The organism is Streptomyces zaehneri (assembly GCF_032248645.1).
GTDB lineage: Bacteria > Actinomycetota > Actinomycetes > Streptomycetales > Streptomycetaceae > Streptomyces > Streptomyces coriariae.
On the sequence record NZ_JASTTJ010000006.1, the window covers coordinates 345,814 to 364,616 of the forward strand.

The 18,803-nt window shown below is 73.5% G+C and carries 18 protein-coding genes; 16 read left to right on the forward strand and 2 right to left on the reverse strand.

What is annotated here, in order from left to right; all coding sequences use genetic code 11:
• Position 1: 1 nt before the first annotated feature.
• The 8 genes from QQM72_RS13270 to QQM72_RS13305 all read left to right on the forward strand — a co-directional run bounded on the left by QQM72_RS13270 (position 2) and on the right by QQM72_RS13305 (position 9,208).
• The gene (locus QQM72_RS13270; RefSeq protein ID WP_314221051.1) at positions 2-469 is read left to right on the forward strand and encodes a VOC family protein; all 468 of its coding nucleotides are present in this window, start codon (positions 2-4) and stop codon (positions 467-469) included.
• 99 nt (positions 470-568) lie between these two features.
• Positions 569-1,753 (forward strand): acyl-CoA dehydrogenase family protein, encoded by a 1,185-nt coding sequence (locus tag QQM72_RS13275; protein ID WP_314221094.1) that lies wholly within the window; start codon positions 569-571, stop codon positions 1,751-1,753.
• Positions 1,754-1,757: 4 nt separating this feature from the next.
• Complete coding sequence (locus QQM72_RS13280) at positions 1,758-3,254, forward strand: class I adenylate-forming enzyme family protein (protein ID WP_314221052.1); 1,497 nt, start codon at positions 1,758-1,760, stop codon at positions 3,252-3,254.
• Entirely contained in the window at positions 3,251-4,516 is a 1,266-nt protein-coding gene (locus QQM72_RS13285) for an FAS1-like dehydratase domain-containing protein (protein ID WP_314221053.1), read from the forward strand. Before QQM72_RS13280 ends, QQM72_RS13285 begins: the two co-directional genes overlap by 4 nt.
• Before the next feature lie 2 nt (positions 4,517-4,518).
• Complete coding sequence (locus QQM72_RS13290) at positions 4,519-5,283, forward strand: crotonase/enoyl-CoA hydratase family protein (RefSeq protein WP_314221054.1); 765 nt, start codon at positions 4,519-4,521, stop codon at positions 5,281-5,283.
• Between the two features lie 2 nt (positions 5,284-5,285).
• Positions 5,286-6,407, forward strand: coding sequence for a CaiB/BaiF CoA transferase family protein (locus tag QQM72_RS13295; RefSeq protein WP_314221055.1), 1,122 nt, complete (start codon positions 5,286-5,288; stop codon positions 6,405-6,407).
• Between the two features lie 15 nt (positions 6,408-6,422).
• Positions 6,423-7,568 (forward strand): thiolase family protein, encoded by a 1,146-nt coding sequence (locus QQM72_RS13300; protein ID WP_314221056.1) that lies wholly within the window; start codon positions 6,423-6,425, stop codon positions 7,566-7,568.
• Positions 7,565-9,208 (forward strand): thiolase C-terminal domain-containing protein, encoded by a 1,644-nt coding sequence (locus tag QQM72_RS13305; RefSeq protein ID WP_314221057.1) that lies wholly within the window; start codon positions 7,565-7,567, stop codon positions 9,206-9,208. Before QQM72_RS13300 ends, QQM72_RS13305 begins: the two co-directional genes overlap by 4 nt.
• Positions 9,209-9,365: 157 nt before the next feature.
• On the opposite strand, the gene QQM72_RS13310 is transcribed toward QQM72_RS13305, so the two are convergent.
• The gene (locus tag QQM72_RS13310; RefSeq protein ID WP_314221058.1) at positions 9,366-10,574 is read right to left on the reverse strand and encodes an acyl-CoA dehydrogenase family protein; all 1,209 of its coding nucleotides are present in this window, start codon (positions 10,572-10,574) and stop codon (positions 9,366-9,368) included.
• Positions 10,575-10,774: 200 nt separating this feature from the next.
• On the opposite strand from QQM72_RS13310, the gene QQM72_RS13315 reads away from it, so the two are divergent.
• From QQM72_RS13315 to QQM72_RS13330, 4 genes are all read left to right on the forward strand, one after another.
• Entirely contained in the window at positions 10,775-12,247 is a 1,473-nt protein-coding gene (locus QQM72_RS13315) for a FadR/GntR family transcriptional regulator (RefSeq protein WP_314221059.1), read from the forward strand.
• A gap of 152 nt (positions 12,248-12,399) precedes the next feature.
• The gene (locus QQM72_RS13320; RefSeq protein WP_314221060.1) at positions 12,400-13,167 is read left to right on the forward strand and encodes an SDR family NAD(P)-dependent oxidoreductase; all 768 of its coding nucleotides are present in this window, start codon (positions 12,400-12,402) and stop codon (positions 13,165-13,167) included.
• A 17-nt stretch (positions 13,168-13,184) separates the two neighbouring features.
• Positions 13,185-14,354, forward strand: a complete 1,170-nt coding sequence (locus QQM72_RS13325) for an acyl-CoA dehydrogenase family protein (protein ID WP_314221061.1) — start codon at positions 13,185-13,187, stop codon at positions 14,352-14,354.
• Positions 14,351-15,334, forward strand: coding sequence for an NADPH:quinone oxidoreductase family protein (locus QQM72_RS13330; RefSeq protein WP_314221062.1), 984 nt, complete (start codon positions 14,351-14,353; stop codon positions 15,332-15,334). The genes QQM72_RS13325 and QQM72_RS13330 overlap by 4 nt, the downstream gene beginning before the upstream one ends.
• Positions 15,335-15,341: 7 nt before the next feature.
• Here the strand turns inward: QQM72_RS13330 and QQM72_RS13335 are convergent, their stop codons facing one another.
• Positions 15,342-16,205: a mycofactocin-coupled SDR family oxidoreductase gene (locus tag QQM72_RS13335; RefSeq protein WP_314221063.1), complete on the reverse strand. Its 864-nt coding sequence runs from the start codon at positions 16,203-16,205 to the stop codon at positions 15,342-15,344.
• A 176-nt stretch (positions 16,206-16,381) separates the two neighbouring features.
• Here QQM72_RS13335 and QQM72_RS13340 point away from each other — a divergent pair, with 176 nt between their 5' ends.
• From QQM72_RS13340 to QQM72_RS13355, 4 genes are read left to right on the forward strand one after another with little or no spacing between them, the layout of a single operon-like run.
• Entirely contained in the window at positions 16,382-17,527 is a 1,146-nt protein-coding gene (locus tag QQM72_RS13340; RefSeq protein ID WP_314221064.1) for an amidohydrolase family protein, read from the forward strand.
• Positions 17,524-17,745, forward strand: a complete 222-nt coding sequence (locus tag QQM72_RS13345) for a hypothetical protein (protein WP_314221065.1) — start codon at positions 17,524-17,526, stop codon at positions 17,743-17,745. The genes QQM72_RS13340 and QQM72_RS13345 overlap by 4 nt, the downstream gene beginning before the upstream one ends.
• Before the next feature lie 7 nt (positions 17,746-17,752).
• Positions 17,753-18,565: a mycofactocin-coupled SDR family oxidoreductase gene (locus tag QQM72_RS13350; protein ID WP_314221066.1), complete on the forward strand. Its 813-nt coding sequence runs from the start codon at positions 17,753-17,755 to the stop codon at positions 18,563-18,565.
• 15 nt (positions 18,566-18,580) lie between these two features.
• Complete coding sequence (locus QQM72_RS13355) at positions 18,581-18,769, forward strand: ferredoxin (RefSeq protein WP_314221067.1); 189 nt, start codon at positions 18,581-18,583, stop codon at positions 18,767-18,769.
• Positions 18,770-18,803: the final 34 nt, after the last annotated feature.

Genomic DNA, 18,803 nt, shown 5'->3' on the forward strand with positions numbered 1-18,803 from the left:
CATGACGCCTCCCCTGCGAGCGGCGGACCTCTACCACACCGGCATCGTCGTCCCGGACGTCGACGCCTGGAAGGCCCGGATGGGCGCGGTCGCCGGACACCGGTGGACCGCGACCCTGTCCGCACGGCTGCCGGTCCGGCTGGCGGACGGCGACCGGGTGCTGAACCTCCGCTACGCGTACTCGCTGGACGCCCCGCACATCGAACTCGTCCAGGAGATCCCCGGGACACCGTGGACGGCGTCCGCGCACCTCGCGACGCACCACCTCGGCTACTTCTGCGACGACCTCGCGACGACGTCGCACCGGCTGGCGGAGTCCGGTTTCGCCCTGGAGGCCTGCGCGGTGATCGACGGGACACCGTCGGTCTTCGCCTACCACCTGGCCCCCTGCGGGCTCCGGATCGAGATCGTGGACCGCGCCCGGATCCCCGACCTCTCCGCCTACCTGCGGTCGAAGACGGCCCAGTGACAGCCCAGTGACAGCCCAGGACGGGAAGACGTGGCACCGACCTCCGCCTCCACCTCCGAACCCACCCCCCATCCCACCTCCCCGGCCATCTCCCACCCCATCTCCCTCCTCACCTTCACCGAGGAGCACGAAGAGCTCCGCTCGACCCTGCGCCGCTTCCTCGCGGACAAGGCGCCGAGCGAGGCGGTCCGCCGGGTCATGGATTCCGCACCGGGCCACGATCCGGCGCTCTGGCACCGGATGGCGGGCCAACTGGGCCTGCACGCAATGGCGTTGCCACAGCAGTACGGCGGCTCCGGCGGGGGCCCCGTCGAGCTGGGCATCGTCCTCGAGGAACTCGGCCGGGTCCTGCTGCCCTCGCCGTACTTCGCCACCGTGGCCCTGGCCGGACAGGCCCTCGCCGCGTCCGGCGACGACGCGGCGAAGGCACGCTGGCTGCCCGCGATCGCCGACGGCTCGCTGACCGGCACGCTGGCGCTGGCCGAGGAGAGCGGATCGTGGAACGTCGCGGACGTCGCGGCCGAGGCCGTGCCCGGCGACGACGCCTGGCGGGTCTCGGGCACGAAGATGTTCGTCGTCGACGGGCACAGCGCCGGCCTGGTCCTGGTCGTGGCCCGCGCGGCCGGCGGCCCCGCGCTGTTCGCCGTCGACGGCGCCGCGCCCGGAGTGACCCGCACCCGCCTGGAGACACTCGACCCGACGCGACGCCTGGCGCGGATCGACCTCGACGGCGCCCCGGCGCTGCGGGTCGGCCCGCCGGGCGACGCCACCGGGTATCTGCGCACGGTGCTCGACCTCGCGGCCGTGGCACTGGCCGCCGAGCAGGTCGGCGGCGCGCGGGCGTGTCTGGACGCGGCGGTGGGGTACGCCGGGACGCGGGTGCAGTTCGGCCGTCCCATCGGGTCGTTCCAGGCGGTCAAGCACAAGTGCGCCGACATGCTGCTGAAGGTCGAGGCCGCGCGGTCGGCGGCGTACCACGCGATGTCCGTGGCCGCCGGGACAGCGGGCGGGCGACCGCCGTCGGCGACGGCGAGGGCCGGGCGACCGGACGAACTGTCCGTGTCCGCCGCGATCGCCGCGGCGTACTGCGCCGACGCCTTCACCCACGCGGCCAAGGAGAACATCCAGATCCACGGCGGCATCGGCTGCACGTGGGAACACGACGCACACCTCCATCTCAGGCGCGCGAAGTCGTCCGAGCAGCTCTTCGGCAGCCCCGCCGCGCACCGCGGACGGCTGGCCGACCTGGTCGGCATCTCCGTGACCACGGCGACGGGAGGCTGAACCCATGGGAATTCGCGACCGCCTGTCCCGGCTGCTGACCGAGGCCGCCGCCGACGCCGAGGCGATCGAGTACGACGGCGGGTGGTGGACCTGGGGGCAGGTCCAGCGGACCGCGCGGGGCCTGGTCGAGGCACTCGACGCGATGGGCGCGCGGGACGGCGCCCGCGTCGGCGTCGTCCTGGAGAACCGGCCCGAGCACATCGCCGTGGTCGCCGCGGTGATCGCCTCCGGGCGGTGCCTGGTGATGCTGAGCCCGCTGCAGCCCGCCGTGCGGCTCGCGGCCGACATCGCCGCCTGCGAGCCGCCGGTGGTCGTCTCCGGCGCCGGACCGCTGGCCCGTGAGGGCGTTCTCGCGGCGGTGACCGCCCGGGGCGCCGCCCTGGAGCTGGGCACGGACGGCACCCTGCGGCCCGCGGGCGGCACGGCGCCCGCCGGGGCGCCCGCCGACCCCGGTGTCGCCGTGGAGATGCTCACCTCCGGCACCACCGGGCCCCCCAAGCGCGTCCCGCTGCGCATCGGCCAGCTCGACCAGGCGCTGGTCTCCGGCGGACAGATCCCGAAGCCCGAACGGCTGCTGTCGCGGTCGGCGTCGCTCGTGGCCACCCCGCTCGTGCACATCGGCGGGCTGTGGCGGGCGCTCGCCGCTCTCGCGACCGGGCGCCGCATGCTGCTGATGCCCAGGTTCGCCGTCGAACCGTGGGTGGGCGCCGTGGAACGGCACGGGCTGAGGGCGGCGAGTCTGGTGCCGGCCGCCCTGCGCGCCGTACTCGACGCCGGGGTCCCGAAGGAGCGGCTGGCGAGCCTCCAGGTCGTCACCTCCGGCACGGCGCCCTGCCCGGCCGAACTCGCCGACGCCTTCCTGCGCACGTACGGCGTCCCCGTCCTGATGACCTACGGGGCCACCGAGTTCGCCGGCGCGGTGGCCGGCTGGACGCTGCCCTTGCACGAGCGGTGGTGGCGGCGCAAGGCGGGCAGCGCCGGACGCGCCTACGACGGCGTCGAGCTGCGGGTGACCGGCGAGGACGGAGCCGAACTTCCGGTCGGGGCCACGGGACGCCTGGAGGTCCGGACCGAGCAGAGCACCCGGGGCGGCCGGGCCTGGGTGCGTACCAGCGATCTCGCCCGGATCGACGCGGACCGGTTCGTCTGGATCGAGGGACGCGCGGACGACGCCATCATCCGCGGCGGCTTCAAGGTGCAGCCGGAGACGGTCGCACGCGCGCTGGAGACGCACCCGGCGGTACGGGAGGCCGCGGTGGCGGGGCTGCCGGACGCGAGGCTGGGCGAGGTGCCGGTCGCGGCCGTCGAGGTCGAGCCGGCCCGGCCCGCCCCGGACGCCGCCGAACTCGTCGCCCACTGCCGCGGCCGGCTCACCCCGTACGAGGTGCCGGCGCACATCGTCGTCCTCGACGCACTGCCCCGTACCCCGTCGAGCAAGGTGAGCCGCGTGGAGCTGCTGGATCTCGTGCGGGCCGGACTCACCAGGGAGGACCAGCGATGACGACCGCCGACGAACGCTTCGGCGTGCTGACCGACGAGGCGGTGGAGCGCTCCCGCCGCCGCCTCGGCGTCCCCCAGCCGCAACGCAACCCCCCGCACAACTACGAGGTGACGCGGGACGGTGTACGCCACTTCGCGTACGGCTACGGCGACGACAACCCCCTCTACGGCGACCCGGAGTACGCGGCCACGACCCGCTGGGGCTCGCTCGTCGCACCGCCCACCTTCCTGTACACGATGGGGGAGGACGCCGCCCCGGCACCGGACCCGCGGACCAGGGCGCTGCTGAGGGGCGACCCGTTCGCCGGACTCGGCTCCTACCAGGCGGTGATGGAGTTCGAGTGGTGGCGTCCCCTTCGACTCGGCGACCGGTGCCGGGTGTTGCAGACCCAGGTGGGCGTGCACCTCAAGCCCAGCAGCTTCGGCGGGCGCACCGCGCATGTCGTGCGCGACTACCTCTACGCCGACGGGCGCGGCGAGATGCACGCCCTGCGGCGGGGCACCTGGATCAACGCCGAGCGGCACACCTCGAAGGCGAGGGCCAAGGAGCGACTCGTCCAACCGCCCTACACGCCGGCGCAACTCGCCGAGATCGACGCGGCGTACGCGGCCGAGAGCCGACGCGGCGCCCTTCCCCGGCACTGGGAGGACGTCGAGATCGGCGAGGAGCTCCAGCCCCGGGTGAAGGGGCCGCTGACCACCACCGACGTGGTCGTCTGGCATCTGGGCTGGGGCATGCAGCTCACCCCGCCCGGCGCGTTCGGGATCGCCGCGAGGGTCCGGCGCAAGGCGCCCGGCCTCTATCCGCCGAACCCGCTGAACGTCCCCGACACCGTGCAGCGCCTGCACTGGGAGCCGGAGCGGGCACGGGAGCTGGGCCTGCCGGGCCCCTACGACTACGGCGGCATGCGCGAGACCTGGCTGTGCCATCTGCTCACCGACTGGATGGGCGACGACGGCTGGCTGTGGAAACTGCGCTGCGAGCACCGCAAGTTCAACTACCTGGGCGACACCACCTGGGTGCGCGGCACGGTCGTCGGCAAACGCCGGGTGGACGGGCGGGCCGAGGTGCACGTCGACGTGCGGTGCGAGAACCAGCGGGGCGAGGTCACCACCCCCGGTACGGCCGTCGTCCTGCTGCCGACCCGCCACCGCGCCGTCCGGCTCCCGGCGCCGCCCGCCGCCGATCTGGACGGCATGGTCGCCCACGAACTGGCCCGATTCGCCGGCACCGGCGATCAACCGCACGAGGCGAGGAGGTAGGCGTGTCCGACGAGGTACTGGTGGAGCGCCGAGGCGCGGTCCAGATCATCACGATCAACCGCCCGGGGAAGAAGAACGCGCTGGACGCACGAGTGGCCGCCGCAGTGGCGGCCGCGGTGGACGAGCTCGACGCGTCGGACGGGTTGCGGGTCGGCGTGCTCACGGGGGCGGGCGGCACGTTCTCGGCGGGGATGGACCTCGAGGCGTGGCTGCGGGGCGAGACACCCGCGATCACGGGCCGCGGCCTGTGCGGGATCAGCATGACGCCGCCGCGCAAGCCGCTGATCGCCGCGGTGGAGGGCTGGGCCCTGGCCGGCGGCTTCGAACTGCTGCTGGCCTGCGACCTGGTGGTCGCCGCCCGCACCGCCCGGCTCGGCGTGCCGGAGGTGACCCGGTCGCTGGTCGCGCGGGCGGGCGCCGCCCTCCATCTGCCGCGCCGGATCCCGTACGCGATCGCCCTGGAACTGCTGCTCACGGGCGCGCCGATCGACGCGGAGCGAGCCGCCGCGCACGGCCTGGTCAACCGGCTCACCGACGAGGGCGGCGCGCTCGACGGCGCGCTCGAACTCGCCGCGGCCATCGCCGCGAACGGCCCGTTGGCGGTCGAGGCGACGAAGCGGATCGCCCGCTCCACCGCCGACTGGACGCCGGAGGAGGCCTGGGGCCGGCAGTTCGACATCGCCGAGCCGGTGTTCCGGTCGCAGGACGCCCGCGAAGGGGCGGCGGCCTTCGCCGAGAAGCGGGCGCCGGTCTGGAAGGGACGCTGACCATGACGACAGGACCGCTCGCCGGCTGCCGGGTCGTCGAACTCGGCGGCATCGGACCGGGGCCGTTCGCCGGGATGCTGCTGGCCGACCTGGGCGCCGAGGTCGTCCGCGTGGACCGGCCCGAGCGGGCCGGCGAACCGGACGCGGGCGGACCGGCGGACGTGCTGGGCCGGGGGAAGCGGTCCGTCGTCCTCGACCTGAAGGACCCGGCCGCGAGCGCCGCGCTCCTGCGGCTCGTCGAGCGTGCGGACGTGCTGATCGAGGGGTTCCGTCCCGGCGTCACCGAACGCCTGGGCATCGGGCCGCACGACTGCCTGGCCCGCAACCCCCGACTGGTCTACGGCCGGATGACCGGCTGGGGACAGGAGGGACCGCTCGCCGCCTCGGCCGGACACGACATCACCTACATCGCGCTGACCGGCGCGCTCGGCGCCATCGGGGAGGCGGGCGGCCCGCCGCGGATCCCGCTGAACCTCGTCGGCGACTTCGGGGGCGGCGGCTGCTACCTCGTGATCGGCGTACTCGCCGCCCTGCACGCCACCGCCCGCACCGGCCGCGGCCAGGTCGTCGACGCGGCCGTCGTCGACGGCACCGCGCACCTGCTCGCCAGCACCTTCGCCAAGCTCGGGCGCGGCGAGTGGAGCGACGAACGGGGCGTCAACCGGTTCGACGGCGGCTGGCCCTTCTACGCCGTGTACGCGACCAGGGACGGCCGTCACATCGCCGTCGGCGCGCTGGAACGGCCGTTCTACCGAAGCCTGGTCGAACTGCTCGGCCTGGACGTGGACCCGGACCGGCAGCACGACCGGTCGACCTGGCCGCGGCTGCGCCGGCTGCTGACGCGGCGCTTCGCGCAGCGCACCCGGGACGAGTGGGCGGAGCTGTTCGAGGGCACCGACGCCTGCGTGGCACCCGTCCTGAGCCTCACCGAGGCGGCCGCCCACCCCCATCTGGCCGCGCGCGCGAGTCTCTTCGCCCGCGACGGGGTGGTCCAGCCCGCCGCCGCCCCCCGGTTCTCGGCGACCCCGTCGAGCGCGGGCCGCGCGGCGCCGGCGGTCGGCGCCGACACCGGGGCCGTGTTCCGGGACTGGGGTGTCGACCCCGCCGCGCAGTTCTCCGACTGACCCGAAGGAGCTTCCATGCCAGACGCCGTCATCGTCGACGCCGTCCGCACCCCGATCGGCAAGCGGGGCGGCTCGCTCGCCCCGGTGCACGCGGCGGACCTGTCGGCCCGGGTGCTGAACGCCCTCGTCGAGCGCACCGGGGTGGACCCCGGCACGGTGGACGACGTGGTCTGGGGCTGTGTGACCCAGATCGGCGACCAGTCCAGCAACGTCGGCCGGTCCGCGGTGCTCGCCGCCGGCTGGCCCGAACACGTCCCCGCCGTCACGGTCAACCGGGCCTGCGGCTCCGGCCAGCAGGCGGTCGACCAGGCCGCCCACGCCGTGATGGCCGGCCAGTACGACCTCGTGGTCGCGGGCGGAGTGGAGACGATGAGCCGGGTGCCGCTCGGCTCGCACCGCACCACGGGACAGCCGTACGGGCCCGGCGTCCTCGCCCGCTACGACGGGTTCGAGTTCAACCAGGGCGTCGGCGCCGAACTGATCGCCGAACGCTGGGGGTTGAGCCGTACCCGGCTCGACGAGTTCGCCGCCGGGTCGCACGCGAAGGCCGCCGCGGCGATCGACGCGGGCGTCTTCGACGACCACCTCGTGCCGGTCGAGGTCGACGGCGCCGGGTTCACCGCGGACGAGGGGCTGCGGCGGGGGACGTCGGTCGAGACGCTGGCGAGGCTCAAGCCGTCGTTCCGGGAGGACGGCGTGATCCACGCCGGGAACGCCTCCCAGATCTCCGACGGCGCGGCAGCCCTGCTCGTCACCACCCCGCAACGGGCCCGTGAGCTGGGTCTCGCCCCGATCGCCCGCTACCACACCGGAGCGGTCAGCGGCGCGGACCCGATCACCATGCTGCTCGGTCCGATCCCCGCCACCGAGAAGGTGCTGCGCCGCTCCGGGCTGACCCTCGCCGACATCGGCGTGTACGAGGTCAACGAGGCCTTCGCACCGGTGCCGTTGGCCTGGCTGGCCGAGACCGGGGCCGACCCCGGGCGGCTCAACCCGCTGGGCGGCGCGATCGCGGTGGGCCACCCGCTCGGCGGGTCCGGCGCCATCCTGATGACCCGGCTGCTGGCCCGGATGCGGCGCGAGAACCTGCGCTACGGCCTCCAGACCATGTGCGAGGGCGGCGGCACCGCGAACGCCACCGTCATCGAGCTGCTGCGATGACCGAACGTCCGCTGCCCCAACCGACCCTCGCCAGCGCCGGGTTCTGGGCCTCGGGGGCCGACGGCGTGCTGCGCGTCTCCCACTGCGCGGACTGCGGGCGGTACTTCCATCCGCCGCTGCCGCTGTGCCCCTCCTGCCGTGGCCGCGCCGTTGCGCTCGCCCCCGTCTCGGGCCGGGCGGTGGTCGTCGGGTTCAGCGTCAACCACCAGAACTGGCTGCCGGGGTTCCCGCCGCCGTACGTCGTCGCCGTGGTCGCCCTCGCCGAGGACGACCGGGCGCGCCTGACGACCAACGTCGTCGGCTGCGCGACGGACGAGGTGTACGTCGGCATGCCGGTCAGGGTGCGCTTCGAGCGGCAACAGGACGTGTACCTGCCGCTGTTCGAGCCCGATCCGGCGGCCGACGGTCCGGGCCCGCTGCCCGAGCCACGCGACATCGGCGCCCGTGTACGCCCCATGGCCTCCCCCCGCAAGTACGAGGACCGGGTGGCGCTGACCGGCGTGGGGCAGTCACGGGTGGGGCGGCGCCTGATGGTCGACCCGCTCTCGCTGACGGTCGACGCGTGCCTGGCCGCGCTCGCGGACGCGGGCCTTCGCCCGGACGAGGTCGACGGGCTCTCCACCTACCCGGGACCGAGCCCCGACGGCATGAGCGAAGGCGGCGTCACCGCCCTGACCGAGGCCCTGCAACTGCGCCCCACCTGGGTCAACGGCGCCCGCGAAGTGCCGGGCCAGATCGGCTCGATCACCGCCGGCATGCTCGCGGTCGCCGCCGGGCTGTGCCGGCACGTGCTGTGCTTCCGCACGGTGTGGGAGTCCTCGCACGGCGCCCTGCGGCGGTCCGGGCAGTGGCAGTCCGGCGGCGGACGCGCCACGGGCATGTTCGAGTTCCGGGCGCCCTTCGGCGCCATGTCCGCCGCCCAGTGGATCGGCTGCCACGCCTCGCACTACCTGCACCGGTACGGCGTCGGCCGCGAGGCCCTCGGCGCGATCGCCGTCACCGCGCGGGCGAACGCGGCCCGCAACCCCGAGGCCCTGCACCGCGACCCGATGACGCTCGACGACTACTTCGACGCCCGCGTGATCACGACCCCGTTCGGCCTCTACGACTGCGACGTGCCCTGCGACGGCGCGGTGGCCGTCGTCGTCTCGTCGATCGAGACCGCGTACGACCGGCCCCGGCCGCCCGTCCTGGTCGAGTCCGTCGGCACGGCCGTACTCGAACGGCTCAGCTGGGACCAGGACACCCTGACCCACCTGCCGCAGTCGCACGGCCCCTCCGCGCACCTGTGGAGCCGTACCGGCCTCACCCCCGCCGACGTCGACGTCGCCCTGCTCTACGACGGGTTCACCTTCAACGCCCTGTCCTGGATCGAGGGTCTCGGCTTCTGCGGACCGGGTGAGGCGACCGACTTCATCGCCGGCGGCCGGACCATCGCCCTCGACGGCGACCTCCCGCTCAACCCGCACGGCGGCCAGCTCTCGGCGGGCCGGCTGCACGGCTTCGGCTTCGTCCGCGAGGCGATGAGCCAGCTGCGCGGCGACGCGCACGGGCGCCAGGTCGAAGGCGCCCGGGTGGCGGTGGTCACGGCGGGCGGGGGAGTGCCGTCGGGGGCGATGCTGCTGAGGAAGGCGGAGTAGGACAGGCGCAGCGGCGGCGCGGACGGCGGCCTTCTCAGGGCCGTGGCGTTCCAGCAGGCCGGGCGGCGGCGCGAACGGGCACGCGCCGGATCGGTCGGAAGGGGAACTCCGGCAGGTCCGCCGCGAGGTCGGTTCCGGCCACGCTCCCGGTCATCTTTCAACCCTGACGACGGGCCTCCCGCGGGAGTCCAAGACCCCGTTCGGCGACCTGGCCGCGCAGCACCTCGTTCGCCCCGCCCGCGATCGTGTACGCACGCGAGTACAGATGCGCGTCCTGCCACCAGCCGTCCGCCACCGCCCCCGGGTCGTCCTCGGTGAGCAGCCCGTCCGTGCCCTGGAGACGCAGCCCGAAGTCGGCCAGGTCGTGATGGAGCTCGCTGAAGAAGATCTTGCCCAGCAGGGCGTCCTCCGGCCGTTCCGTGCCGTGCAGCATCCTCGACTGCGCCAGGGAGGTCATCGCGGCGTTCACCCGCACCCGCGCGGCGAGCTCCCCGAGCCGCTGACGGGTCGCCGAGTCGTCGAGCGCGGGCCGGCCGCCGACCGGTGTCTCCTGCGCGAGCCGCAGAAGGCCGTCCAGGACGGCGGACAGCTCGGCGCCGCGCGCGGCCACACCGGATCGTTCACGGCCGAGGCTGCTCATCGCCACCCGCCAGCCGTCGTTCACCCGGCCGATCACCCGGTCGGCCGGGATCCGGACGCCGTCGAGGAAGACCTCGTTGAAGTCGCTGGTCCCGGTGAGCTCGCGCAACGGCCGCACCGCGACGCCGGGGCTGCGCATGTCCAGGGCGAACGCCGTGATGCCCCGGTGGCGCGGGGCGTCCGCGTCGGTGCGCGCGAGCAGGTAACCCATGTCCGCGTGCCGGCCGTTGGTCGTCCACACCTTCTGGCCGTCGACGACGAACACCGCCTCGCCGCCCTCGCCCTCGCGGCGGGCGCGGGTGCGCAAGGCCGCCAGGTCGCTGCCCGCCTCCGGCTCGCTGAACAGCTGGCACCACACGTCCTCGCAGGTGCGGATGCGGGGCAGGAAGCGGGCCCGCTGCGCGTCGGTGCCGAAGTCGAGGAGGGCCGCCGAGGCGAGCGCGGCCGCGCCGACGGGCGGCCAGGTGCGGGCGCGGGCGATCTCCTCGGCGACGACGGACGGTTCGAGGGGGTGGGCGTCGGGCCTGCCGCCGTACTCGGCGGGCCAGTCGATGCCGAGGAGGCCCGCCTCGTACAGCTTCGCGGTCCATGCCCGGATCGCCGGCATCAGCGCCGGGTCCGGTGCGCGCACCCCGGAGTGCGGCTTGGTCCCGGGAGCGTGTTCCGCCACGAAGGCGCGCACTTTCCTCCGGAACGCCTCGAGCCCGGGTGTGGGTTCCAGTCGCATCGCCGCCGACTCCTTGGTCCTCGTGCAAGCGATCTCGAAATGAGGGTACTCTAACCCGGCAATCGAGTCGTTTGCCAGCGGGCAGAAGGTGGAATCAGTAGCCCGATCTCGCTGCTGGGTGTCCGGCTCGCGTGTCCTCTGCCCTGGTGGCCGGCCAACTAGACTGGGGACCCGCAATGTCCCCTCAGAGGAGTTGGCCCATGGCGACTGCCGTCGACCGCGAGCCCGCCGACGGCGAGACCGGTCTCCCGGTCGGCAAGCTGGCCGCGCAGACCGCGCAGCGCATCGAGGCGACCGTGATCCGCCAGGGCTGGCCCGTCGGTGAGTCGCTGGGCTCCGAGGTGGACCTGCGGGAGCGGCTCGGGGTCAGCCGCGCGGTGCTGCGCGAGGCGGTGCGGCTGGTGGAGCACCACCAGGTCGCCAGGATGCGGCGCGGGCCGGGCGGCGGCCTGATCGTCTGCGCGCCCGACGCGGGACCGGCGACCCGGGCCATGGTGATCTACCTGGAGTACGTCGGCACCAGCGTCACGGACCTGCTCCGGGCCCGCCGGCTCCTCGAACCGATCGCCGCCGGACTCGCCGCCGACCGCATCACCGAAGAGGGCATCGCCACGCTCCGCGCCACGCTCGACTCCGAACGCGCGCACTGGGACGACCCCTCGGTCCATTCGCAGGACCCGCTGCATCCGGTGCTCGGCCGGCTCTCGGGAAACCCGGTGCTGCACCTGTTCATCGACGTGCTCACCCGTCTGACCGCCCGGTACGCGCACACCTCCCGGCGTATCTCCCGGGCGGAGATGCACGCGGCGAAGGAGACCTCGCACCGTGAGCACCGGGCCGTGGTCGACGCCGTCGTCGCCGACGACGGCGCACGCGCGCAGACCGAACTCACCGCGCATCTGGAGTCGGTGGCGGCCTGGATCGAGAAGCACCGCGTCCGCCGCGGTCAGCGGATCTCGGGCAACGTGGTCGAGCCCGAACTGGTCGAGGGGCCGCGGGCCAAGCTCGCCGAAGTGGTGGCCGCCCGGATCCACGACGACATCGCCGCGCGGGGCTGGCAGATCGGCATGGTCCTCGGCTCGGAGGCGGATCTGCTGGCCCGCTACGAGATCAGCCGGGCCGTCCTGCGCGAGGCCGTACGGCTGCTGGAGTACCACCAGGTCGCCCGGATGCGCCGCGGGCCCGGCGGCGGGCTGGTCGTCACCGCGCCCGAGCCGCAGGCCAGCATCGACACGATGGCGCTCTTCCTGGAGTACCAGGGCGTCACGGCCGACGACCTGCGGATCGTCCGCAACGCCATCGAACTCGGCATGGTCGCCCGGGTCACGGCCCGGCACTGCGAGGGTGACACGGAGGTCGCCGAGCGCCTCGCCAAGGCCGTCCGGCGGCCCACCGAGGGCCCGGCCGGCGATCTCCGCAAGGCCGACCTGTTCCACTCCGAACTGGCCGACCTGGCCGACAACCCGGTGCTCTCGCTCTTCCTCGCCATCATCACCGAGCTGTTCCGCCGGCACGCCTCCGGCCATGACCGGCCGCTCCCCGGGGACACCGCGGCCGACGAGGTCCAGCACGTCCACCAGCGCATCCTCGACGCGATCGTGCAGGGCGACGCGGGGGTCGCCCGTCACCGGATGCGCCGCCACCTGGACGCACTGATCCCCTGGTGGCACTGATCCTCCGGTGGCGCTGACCCTCTGGTGCCACTTATTTACTGATACTGATTCCCGGCCGCCCCATGTCTCTACAGCGAGACATGGGGCGTACTGCTGTGCGATGAGAGGTAATTGCGTATACTGAATAGGGTCGACGGTCGAAGGAGATCCAAGTGAACATCGACGGTTCAGCGGCGCTGGTCACCGGCGGCGCCTCCGGCCTCGGACTGGCCACCGCGCGCCGCGTCATCGACCGGGGCGGCCGTGTCGTACTGGCCGACATCTGCGAGGAGCAGGGCGTCAAGGCGGTCGCCGAACTCGGCGACGCGGCCCGCTTCGTCCGCGCGGACGTCACCGACGAGGACTCGGTCACCGCCGCCCTCGACGCGGCACGGCGACTCGGACCGCTGCGCTTCGTCGTGCACTGCGCCGGACGCGGCGGCGACCGGGCCAGGATCATCGACCGCGACCGCACCCCGGGCGAACTCGCCTCGTTCGCCGAGGTCGTACGGGTCAACCTGATCGGCAGCTACAACGTGCTGCGCCTGGCCGCCGCCCGCCTCTCCGGCAACGACGTCGTCGACGGCGACCGCGGGGCCGTCGTCCTGACCGCCTCCGTCGCCGCCTTCGACGGCCAGATCGGCCAGACCTCCTACACCGCCGCCAAGGCGGGCGTCCACGGCATGACCCTGGTCGCCGCCCGGGACCTGGCGAGCTGGCAGATCCGGGTGAACACCATCGCGCCGGGCATCATGGACACCCCCATGCTCGGCCGGCTGCGCGCCGACATCCGCGACGGCCTCGCCGCCACCGTCCCGCACCCCGGGCGCCTCGGCGCCCCGGACGACTTCGCCCGCCTCGCCGTGGAGCTGCTGGAGAACCCCTACCTCAACGGCCAGACGGTGCGGCTCGACGGCGCCCTCCGTATGGCTCCGCGCTGAACGGGCGGTGGAGCCCGATGAGTTCGGCCGACGACTTCCGGGCCGCTCTGCGCGCCTTCCTGACCGAGCACCATCCGGGCCGGCGTCCGAAGGACCCCGTCGCCCGGCTGGCCTGGCAGAAGGCCTGGCTGGCCACGCTGTTCGACGCCGGGTACGCGGGCCCGGGCTGGCCGCGCGCGTACGGCGGGATGGACCTGGACTTCGCCCGCCAGGTGATCTACCAGGAGGAGTACGCGCGCGCCCGGGTGCCCGGCCCGCTCGGCACCGGGCTCGGCATCGCGGCCCCCACCCTGATCACGTACGGCACACCCGGGCAGAAGGAGCGCTTCCTGCGCCCCATGCTGCGCGGGGACTCCGTGTGGGCGCAGGGCTACTCCGAGCCCGAGGCCGGCTCCGACCTGCCGGCGCTTCGTACGACGGCCCGCCGCGAGGGGGACGCGTACGTCGTCAACGGACAGAAGGTGTGGACCAGTTCGGCCGACATCGCCGACGTCCTCTTCACGCTGGTGCGCACCGGACCCCCCGGCTCCCGCCAGGACGGCATCAGTTACCTGCTGATCGACGCCCATGCCCCGGGAGTCGAGGTGCGCCCGCTGCGGGACCTGACCGGGGACGCGCACTTCTGCGAGATCTTCTTCGACGACGTACGGGTACCCGTCGACGACCGGATCGGCCCCGAGAACGGCGGCTGGCCGCTGGTCCGGACGAGCCTCGGCCACGAGCGTGCCGCCGGAGCGATGAACCAGGCGGCCCTGTACCGGCGCGTGCTCGACGAGCTGGTCGAGCTGGCGCACGAACGCGGGGCGACCGCCGACCCGCTGGTGCGCGACCGGCTCGCGGACTTCGAGATCCGGGTGACGATCATGCGGCTGACCGGGATGCGGACCATCGCCGACATCCTGGCGAAGGGCGAGCCGGGACCGGCCTCCTCGACGGCGCGGTTGTTCATCGTGACCTTCGAGCAGGAACTGCACGAGTTCGCCCTGGAGTTGCTGGGGCCGTACGGGACGCTGGGCCGCCACGATCCGCACGCCGTCCAGCGCGGGCGCTGGGTGTGGGGCTTCCTGCGCACCCGGGCCTCGACGATCGGGGCGGGCACCGCCGAGATCCAGCGCAACACCATCGCCGAACAGGTCCTCGGCCTGCCCCGGGACCCGGTGACACCGACCACCGGGAGGACACCATGAGAGCCGCGCGCTGTACGCACCACGGGCCCCCGGACGGTCTGGAGGTCGTGGAGCTGGACGACCCGGAACCCGGCCCCGGCGAGGTACTCGTCCGGGTGCACGCCGCCGCGGTCAACTTCCCGGACGTGCTGCTCGTGGCCGGCCGCTACCAGGTGTCCGTGCCGACGCCGTTCACCCCGGGCAGCGAGTTCGCCGGTGTCGTGGCGGCGCTGGGGCCGGGGGTGCCCGGTCCTGCGGTGGGCACAGCGGTGGCCGGAGCGGTGCTGACGGGGGCGTTCGCCGAGCAGGTCGTGGTGCCCGTCGAGGGTCTGCGCCCCGTCCCCGACGGGCTCGACATGGTCCATGCCGCCGCCTTCCACGTGACGTACGCGACCGCCTACCACTGCCTGGTCACGGTCGGGCGGGGCGCGGCGGGGGAGTGGGCGGCGGTCCTCGGGGCGGCGGGCGGGGTCGGCACCGCGGCCGTCGACATCGCCACCCGGCTGGGGATCCGCGTCGTCGCGGCGGCATCGAGCCGGGAGCGGCTCGCGGTCGCCCGCCGACTCGGCGCGCAGGCCGGCGTCGACTACGTCCGGGAGGACCTGAAGACGCGGATCCGGGAGCTGACCGGCGGCGACGGCGTCCACCTCGTGGTCGACCCGGTGGGCGGCGACCACGCCGAGGCCGCCCTGCGCGCGCTGCGCCGGGGCGGCCGGTTCGTGACCGTGGGCTACGCCGACGGAAGGATCCCCCGGATCCCCCTGAACCTGGTGCTGCTCAAGGACGCGGTGGTGCGGGGTTTCGAGATCCGTATGCTGCGCCGGTACGCCCCGGACGCGGTGGCCGCCGGGGACCGGGAGCTCGCCCGGCTGGTCCGGGACGGGATGCGCCCGCTCGTCTCCCGCGTCCATCCCCTCGCCGAGGTGGCGTCCGCCCTGACCGGCGTGGCGCAGCGGCGCACCACCGGCAAGGTGGTCATCGACCTGACCAGGACCTCGTGAACCGGTATCAGAACGTGGGGAGTTGCGGACGCCGCTTGACGTACCCGCCGGCGTCGACGCGCAGCTGCATGCCGGTGACGTAGCGGGACTCCTCGGAGACCAGGAAGAGCACGGTGTCGGCGATGTCCTCCGGCTCGACGTACGGGATGCCGAAGCCGGTCGTCGCGGGGAAGGAGGGCAGCGCGTCCTCGCGGCCGGGGTTCTCCAGGTCGGGCCGGAACGACCGGTACATGAGGTCGCTGTTGAGCATGTCGGTGTTGACGTTCGTGGGATGCACCGCGTTGACCCGGATCCGCCGCGAGGCCAGCACCGTCGCCAGGTCGTGCACGAACGCGGCCACCTGGCGTTTGGCGAACGAATAGCCGAGCCCGCCGGGCCCGTTGGCCGGATTGTCGGTGGTCGCCGGGATCAGCGCGGCGATCGATCCGGTCGCGACGATCGAGGCGCCGTCCGGCAGGTGGGACAGCGCCGCGTCCACGGCGTGCACCACCCCGTGGAAGTCGACGGTGACCGCGTCGAGGAAGGCCTGCGCGCTCTGCCCGGGGCCCAGCGGGCAGATCCCGGCCTGGGCGACCACGGCGTCGAGCCGCCCCAGCTCGGCCACCCCGTCGGCCACGGCGGCCCTGAGCGCCGCCGGATCCCGCACGTCCGCCCTGCGGGCGACGACGCGCCGGCCGAGCCTGACGACCTCGCGCGCCGTCTCGTCCAGGTCCTCCTCGGTGGCCAGCGGATAGCCGTTGGTGGCGATGTCCGCGCAGAGGTCCACGGCGATGATGTCGGCTCCCTCCGCGGCGAGCCGGACCGCCTGGGCCCGGCCCTGGCCGCGCGCGGCCCCGGTGATGAAGACGACCTTGTCCTGCACTCGACCCATGGGGTCTCCTTCCCTCGAAAAAAGAGTAGCCTGAATTGAGGCGGAGCGAGCCGGGCGTCTCTTGATGGTCTCGGAAATGCGCGTGTTTTCGCTGTCCGTTTCCGCTGAACGGGACTTGTTCAGTGCACACAATGTCACCAGTGCTAGAGAGTCCCCGAGACCGAGGGAGCACAAGGATGCCGTTGCAGCCATGGATGAAGTTGCTGTCGACCGACGACCATCTGATCGAGCCCCCACGCCTGTGGTCGGACCGTCTGCCGGCGAGGTTGCGGGAGGCGGGTCCACGCATCGTGGAGCAGCCGCGGGGGGCCGGGCAGGCACCCGCCGAGGTGTGGGTCTACGAGGACCGGGTCCACCCCTACATCGGCCTGAACGCCGTCGCGGGAAAGAAGCCGGAGGAGTTCGGCCTCGAACCGACCCGCTACGACGAGATGATCCCGGGCTGCTACGACCCCGCGGCCAGGATCCGCGACATGGATCTGGACGGGGTGTGGGGCGCCCTGTGCTTCCCGTCGTTCCCGGGGTTCTCCGGCCATGTCTTCCTGGACGGCAAGGACCGCGAACTGGCGCTGCTGTGTGTGCGGGCGTGGAACGACTTCGTCCTCGACGAGTGGTGCGCCACCGCGCCGGGGCGGCTCATCCCCCTGGTCATCATGCCGATGTGGGACGTGCGGGCCTGCGTCGCGGAGATCCATCGGACCGCGGCCAAGGGGGCGAAGGCGATCTCCTTCCCGGAGAACCCGGCCCCGCGCGGGCTGCCCTCCTTCCACACCGACCACTGGGACCCCGTGTTCTCGGCGGCCGAGGAGACCGACATGCCCCTGTGCCTGCACTTCGGCACCTCGGGCAAGCCGCCGAGGACGGCCGAGGAGGCCCCGTTCGCCGTGACGATCGCGCTGTTCGGCTGCAACGCCATGTTCGCCACCGCCGACCTGCTGTTCTCCCCGGTGCTGCACAAGCACCCCAAGCTGAAGATCGGCCTGTCCGAGGGCGGGATCGGCTGGATCCCGTATCTGCTGGAGCGCAGCGACGGCACCTGGGAGCGGCACCGCTTCTACCAGAACGTCAACCAGAGCGTGCGGCCCTCGGAGCTCTTCCACAAGCACTTCCACGGCTGCTTCATCGATGACCGGTTCGGCGTCGAGGTACGCCACCACGTCGGCGTCGACAAGATCACCTGGGAGTGCGACTACCCGCACTCCGACTCCTACTGGCCCAAGTCCCGCGCCTACGCGGCCCAGGTACTGGCCGACGTCCCGGACGACGAGGTGCACGACATCGTGGAGCTCAACGCCCGCCGCCTCTACAACCTCCCCGCATGAGCCGGCGCCCGGAGTCCGAGCGGTCCGACTGGACCGACCTGGACCTGCTCACCCGCGAGGAGGCGCACGGCCGGCTCCTCGCGGAGATCGCCGAGACGGACGTACGGCTGGCCGGACCCGACGCGTGCGACGAGGCCGAGCGCGAACTCCTGCGGTCCCGGCTGCGCGCCCTGCGCGCGGCCGCCGCGGACCTGACCGACCACGTGAAGAAGGACTGAGGCCGCCATGGGGCGTGTACAGGGCAAGGTCGCGCTCATCACCGGAGCGGCGCGGGGGCAGGGCCGCTCCCATGCCGTGCGGCTGGCCGAGGAGGGCGCGGACGTCGTCGTCACCGACGTCTGCCACGACATCAGCGACGAACTGCCGTACCCGCTCGCGTCGAAGGACCAGCTTCAGGAGACGGCGAGGCTGGTCAGGGCGACCGGCCGACGGTGCGTCGCCGTGCGGGCCGACGTCCGCTCGATCGCCGAGGTGCGGGCGGCCGTCGACGCGGCGCGGGCGGAGTTCGGGCGGCTCGACGTGGTCGTCGCCAACGCCGGTGTCATGAGTTCGGGCTCCGCCTGGGAGCTGTCCGAGGAGGTCTGGGACGTCGTCGTCGACGTCAACCTCAAGGGCGCGTGGAACACGGCGCGGGCCGCCATCCCCTGGATGATCGAGGCCGGGGAGGGCGGCTCGATCGTCCTGATCAGCTCCGCCGCCGGCATCCGCGGACATGTGCCGTACGCCCACTACGTCGCCGCCAAGCACGGCGTGGTCGGCCTGATGAAGGCCCTGTCCAACGAACTCGCGCCGCACCGCGTCCGGGTGAACACCGTCCACCCCACCGGCGTCAGCGACACGGGCATCACCGTCGGCGTGCCCGTGGAGGAACTGGCCGCACGGGAACCGCTGTTCGCCCTCGCCGCGATGAACCCGCTGGCCCCGTACGTCGAACCGCGGGACGTCTCCAACGCCGTGCTGTTCCTCGCCTCCGACGAGGCGCGGTACGTCACCGGCCTCCAGTTCACCGTCGACGCGGGGTCGACCAACAAGCCGTAGAACGAGGTGGGTCGTATGAAGATCACCGTCGACACGTCGTCGTGCTCCGGGCACGCCCGCTGCTGGGCGGCGGCGCCCGGACTGTTCCGCCTGGACGACGACGGCTACGCGCTGCCCCTCGACGCGGAGGTGCCCGAGGACCTCCTGCGGGCCGCCCGGGACGGCGAGTCGGCCTGCCCGGAACGGGCGATCACCGTCGAGTGACACGACAGAGCCCCACGGCCGTCACGGGCCGTGG

Excerpts from the sequence above, each read along its gene's own strand:
- QQM72_RS13270 (WP_314221051.1), top strand. The coding sequence starts at position 2 with ATGACGCCTCCCCTGCGAGCGGCGGACCTCTACCACACCGGCATCGTC.
- QQM72_RS13280 (WP_314221052.1), top strand. The coding sequence starts at position 1,758 with ATGGGAATTCGCGACCGCCTGTCCCGGCTGCTGACCGAGGCCGCCGCC.
- QQM72_RS13285 (WP_314221053.1), top strand. The coding sequence starts at position 3,251 with ATGACGACCGCCGACGAACGCTTCGGCGTGCTGACCGACGAGGCGGTG.
- QQM72_RS13295 (WP_314221055.1), top strand. The coding sequence starts at position 5,286 with ATGACGACAGGACCGCTCGCCGGCTGCCGGGTCGTCGAACTCGGCGGC.
- QQM72_RS13300 (WP_314221056.1), top strand. The coding sequence starts at position 6,423 with ATGCCAGACGCCGTCATCGTCGACGCCGTCCGCACCCCGATCGGCAAG.
- QQM72_RS13305 (WP_314221057.1), top strand. The coding sequence starts at position 7,565 with ATGACCGAACGTCCGCTGCCCCAACCGACCCTCGCCAGCGCCGGGTTC.
- QQM72_RS13310 (WP_314221058.1), bottom strand. The coding sequence starts at position 10,574 with ATGCGACTGGAACCCACACCCGGGCTCGAGGCGTTCCGGAGGAAAGTG.
- QQM72_RS13315 (WP_314221059.1), top strand. The coding sequence starts at position 10,775 with ATGGCGACTGCCGTCGACCGCGAGCCCGCCGACGGCGAGACCGGTCTC.
- QQM72_RS13325 (WP_314221061.1), top strand. The coding sequence starts at position 13,185 with ATGAGTTCGGCCGACGACTTCCGGGCCGCTCTGCGCGCCTTCCTGACC.
- QQM72_RS13330 (WP_314221062.1), top strand. The coding sequence starts at position 14,351 with ATGAGAGCCGCGCGCTGTACGCACCACGGGCCCCCGGACGGTCTGGAG.
- QQM72_RS13335 (WP_314221063.1), bottom strand. The coding sequence starts at position 16,205 with ATGGGTCGAGTGCAGGACAAGGTCGTCTTCATCACCGGGGCCGCGCGC.
- QQM72_RS13340 (WP_314221064.1), top strand. The coding sequence starts at position 16,382 with ATGCCGTTGCAGCCATGGATGAAGTTGCTGTCGACCGACGACCATCTG.
- QQM72_RS13345 (WP_314221065.1), top strand. The coding sequence starts at position 17,524 with ATGAGCCGGCGCCCGGAGTCCGAGCGGTCCGACTGGACCGACCTGGAC.
- QQM72_RS13350 (WP_314221066.1), top strand. The coding sequence starts at position 17,753 with ATGGGGCGTGTACAGGGCAAGGTCGCGCTCATCACCGGAGCGGCGCGG.
- QQM72_RS13355 (WP_314221067.1), top strand. The coding sequence starts at position 18,581 with ATGAAGATCACCGTCGACACGTCGTCGTGCTCCGGGCACGCCCGCTGC.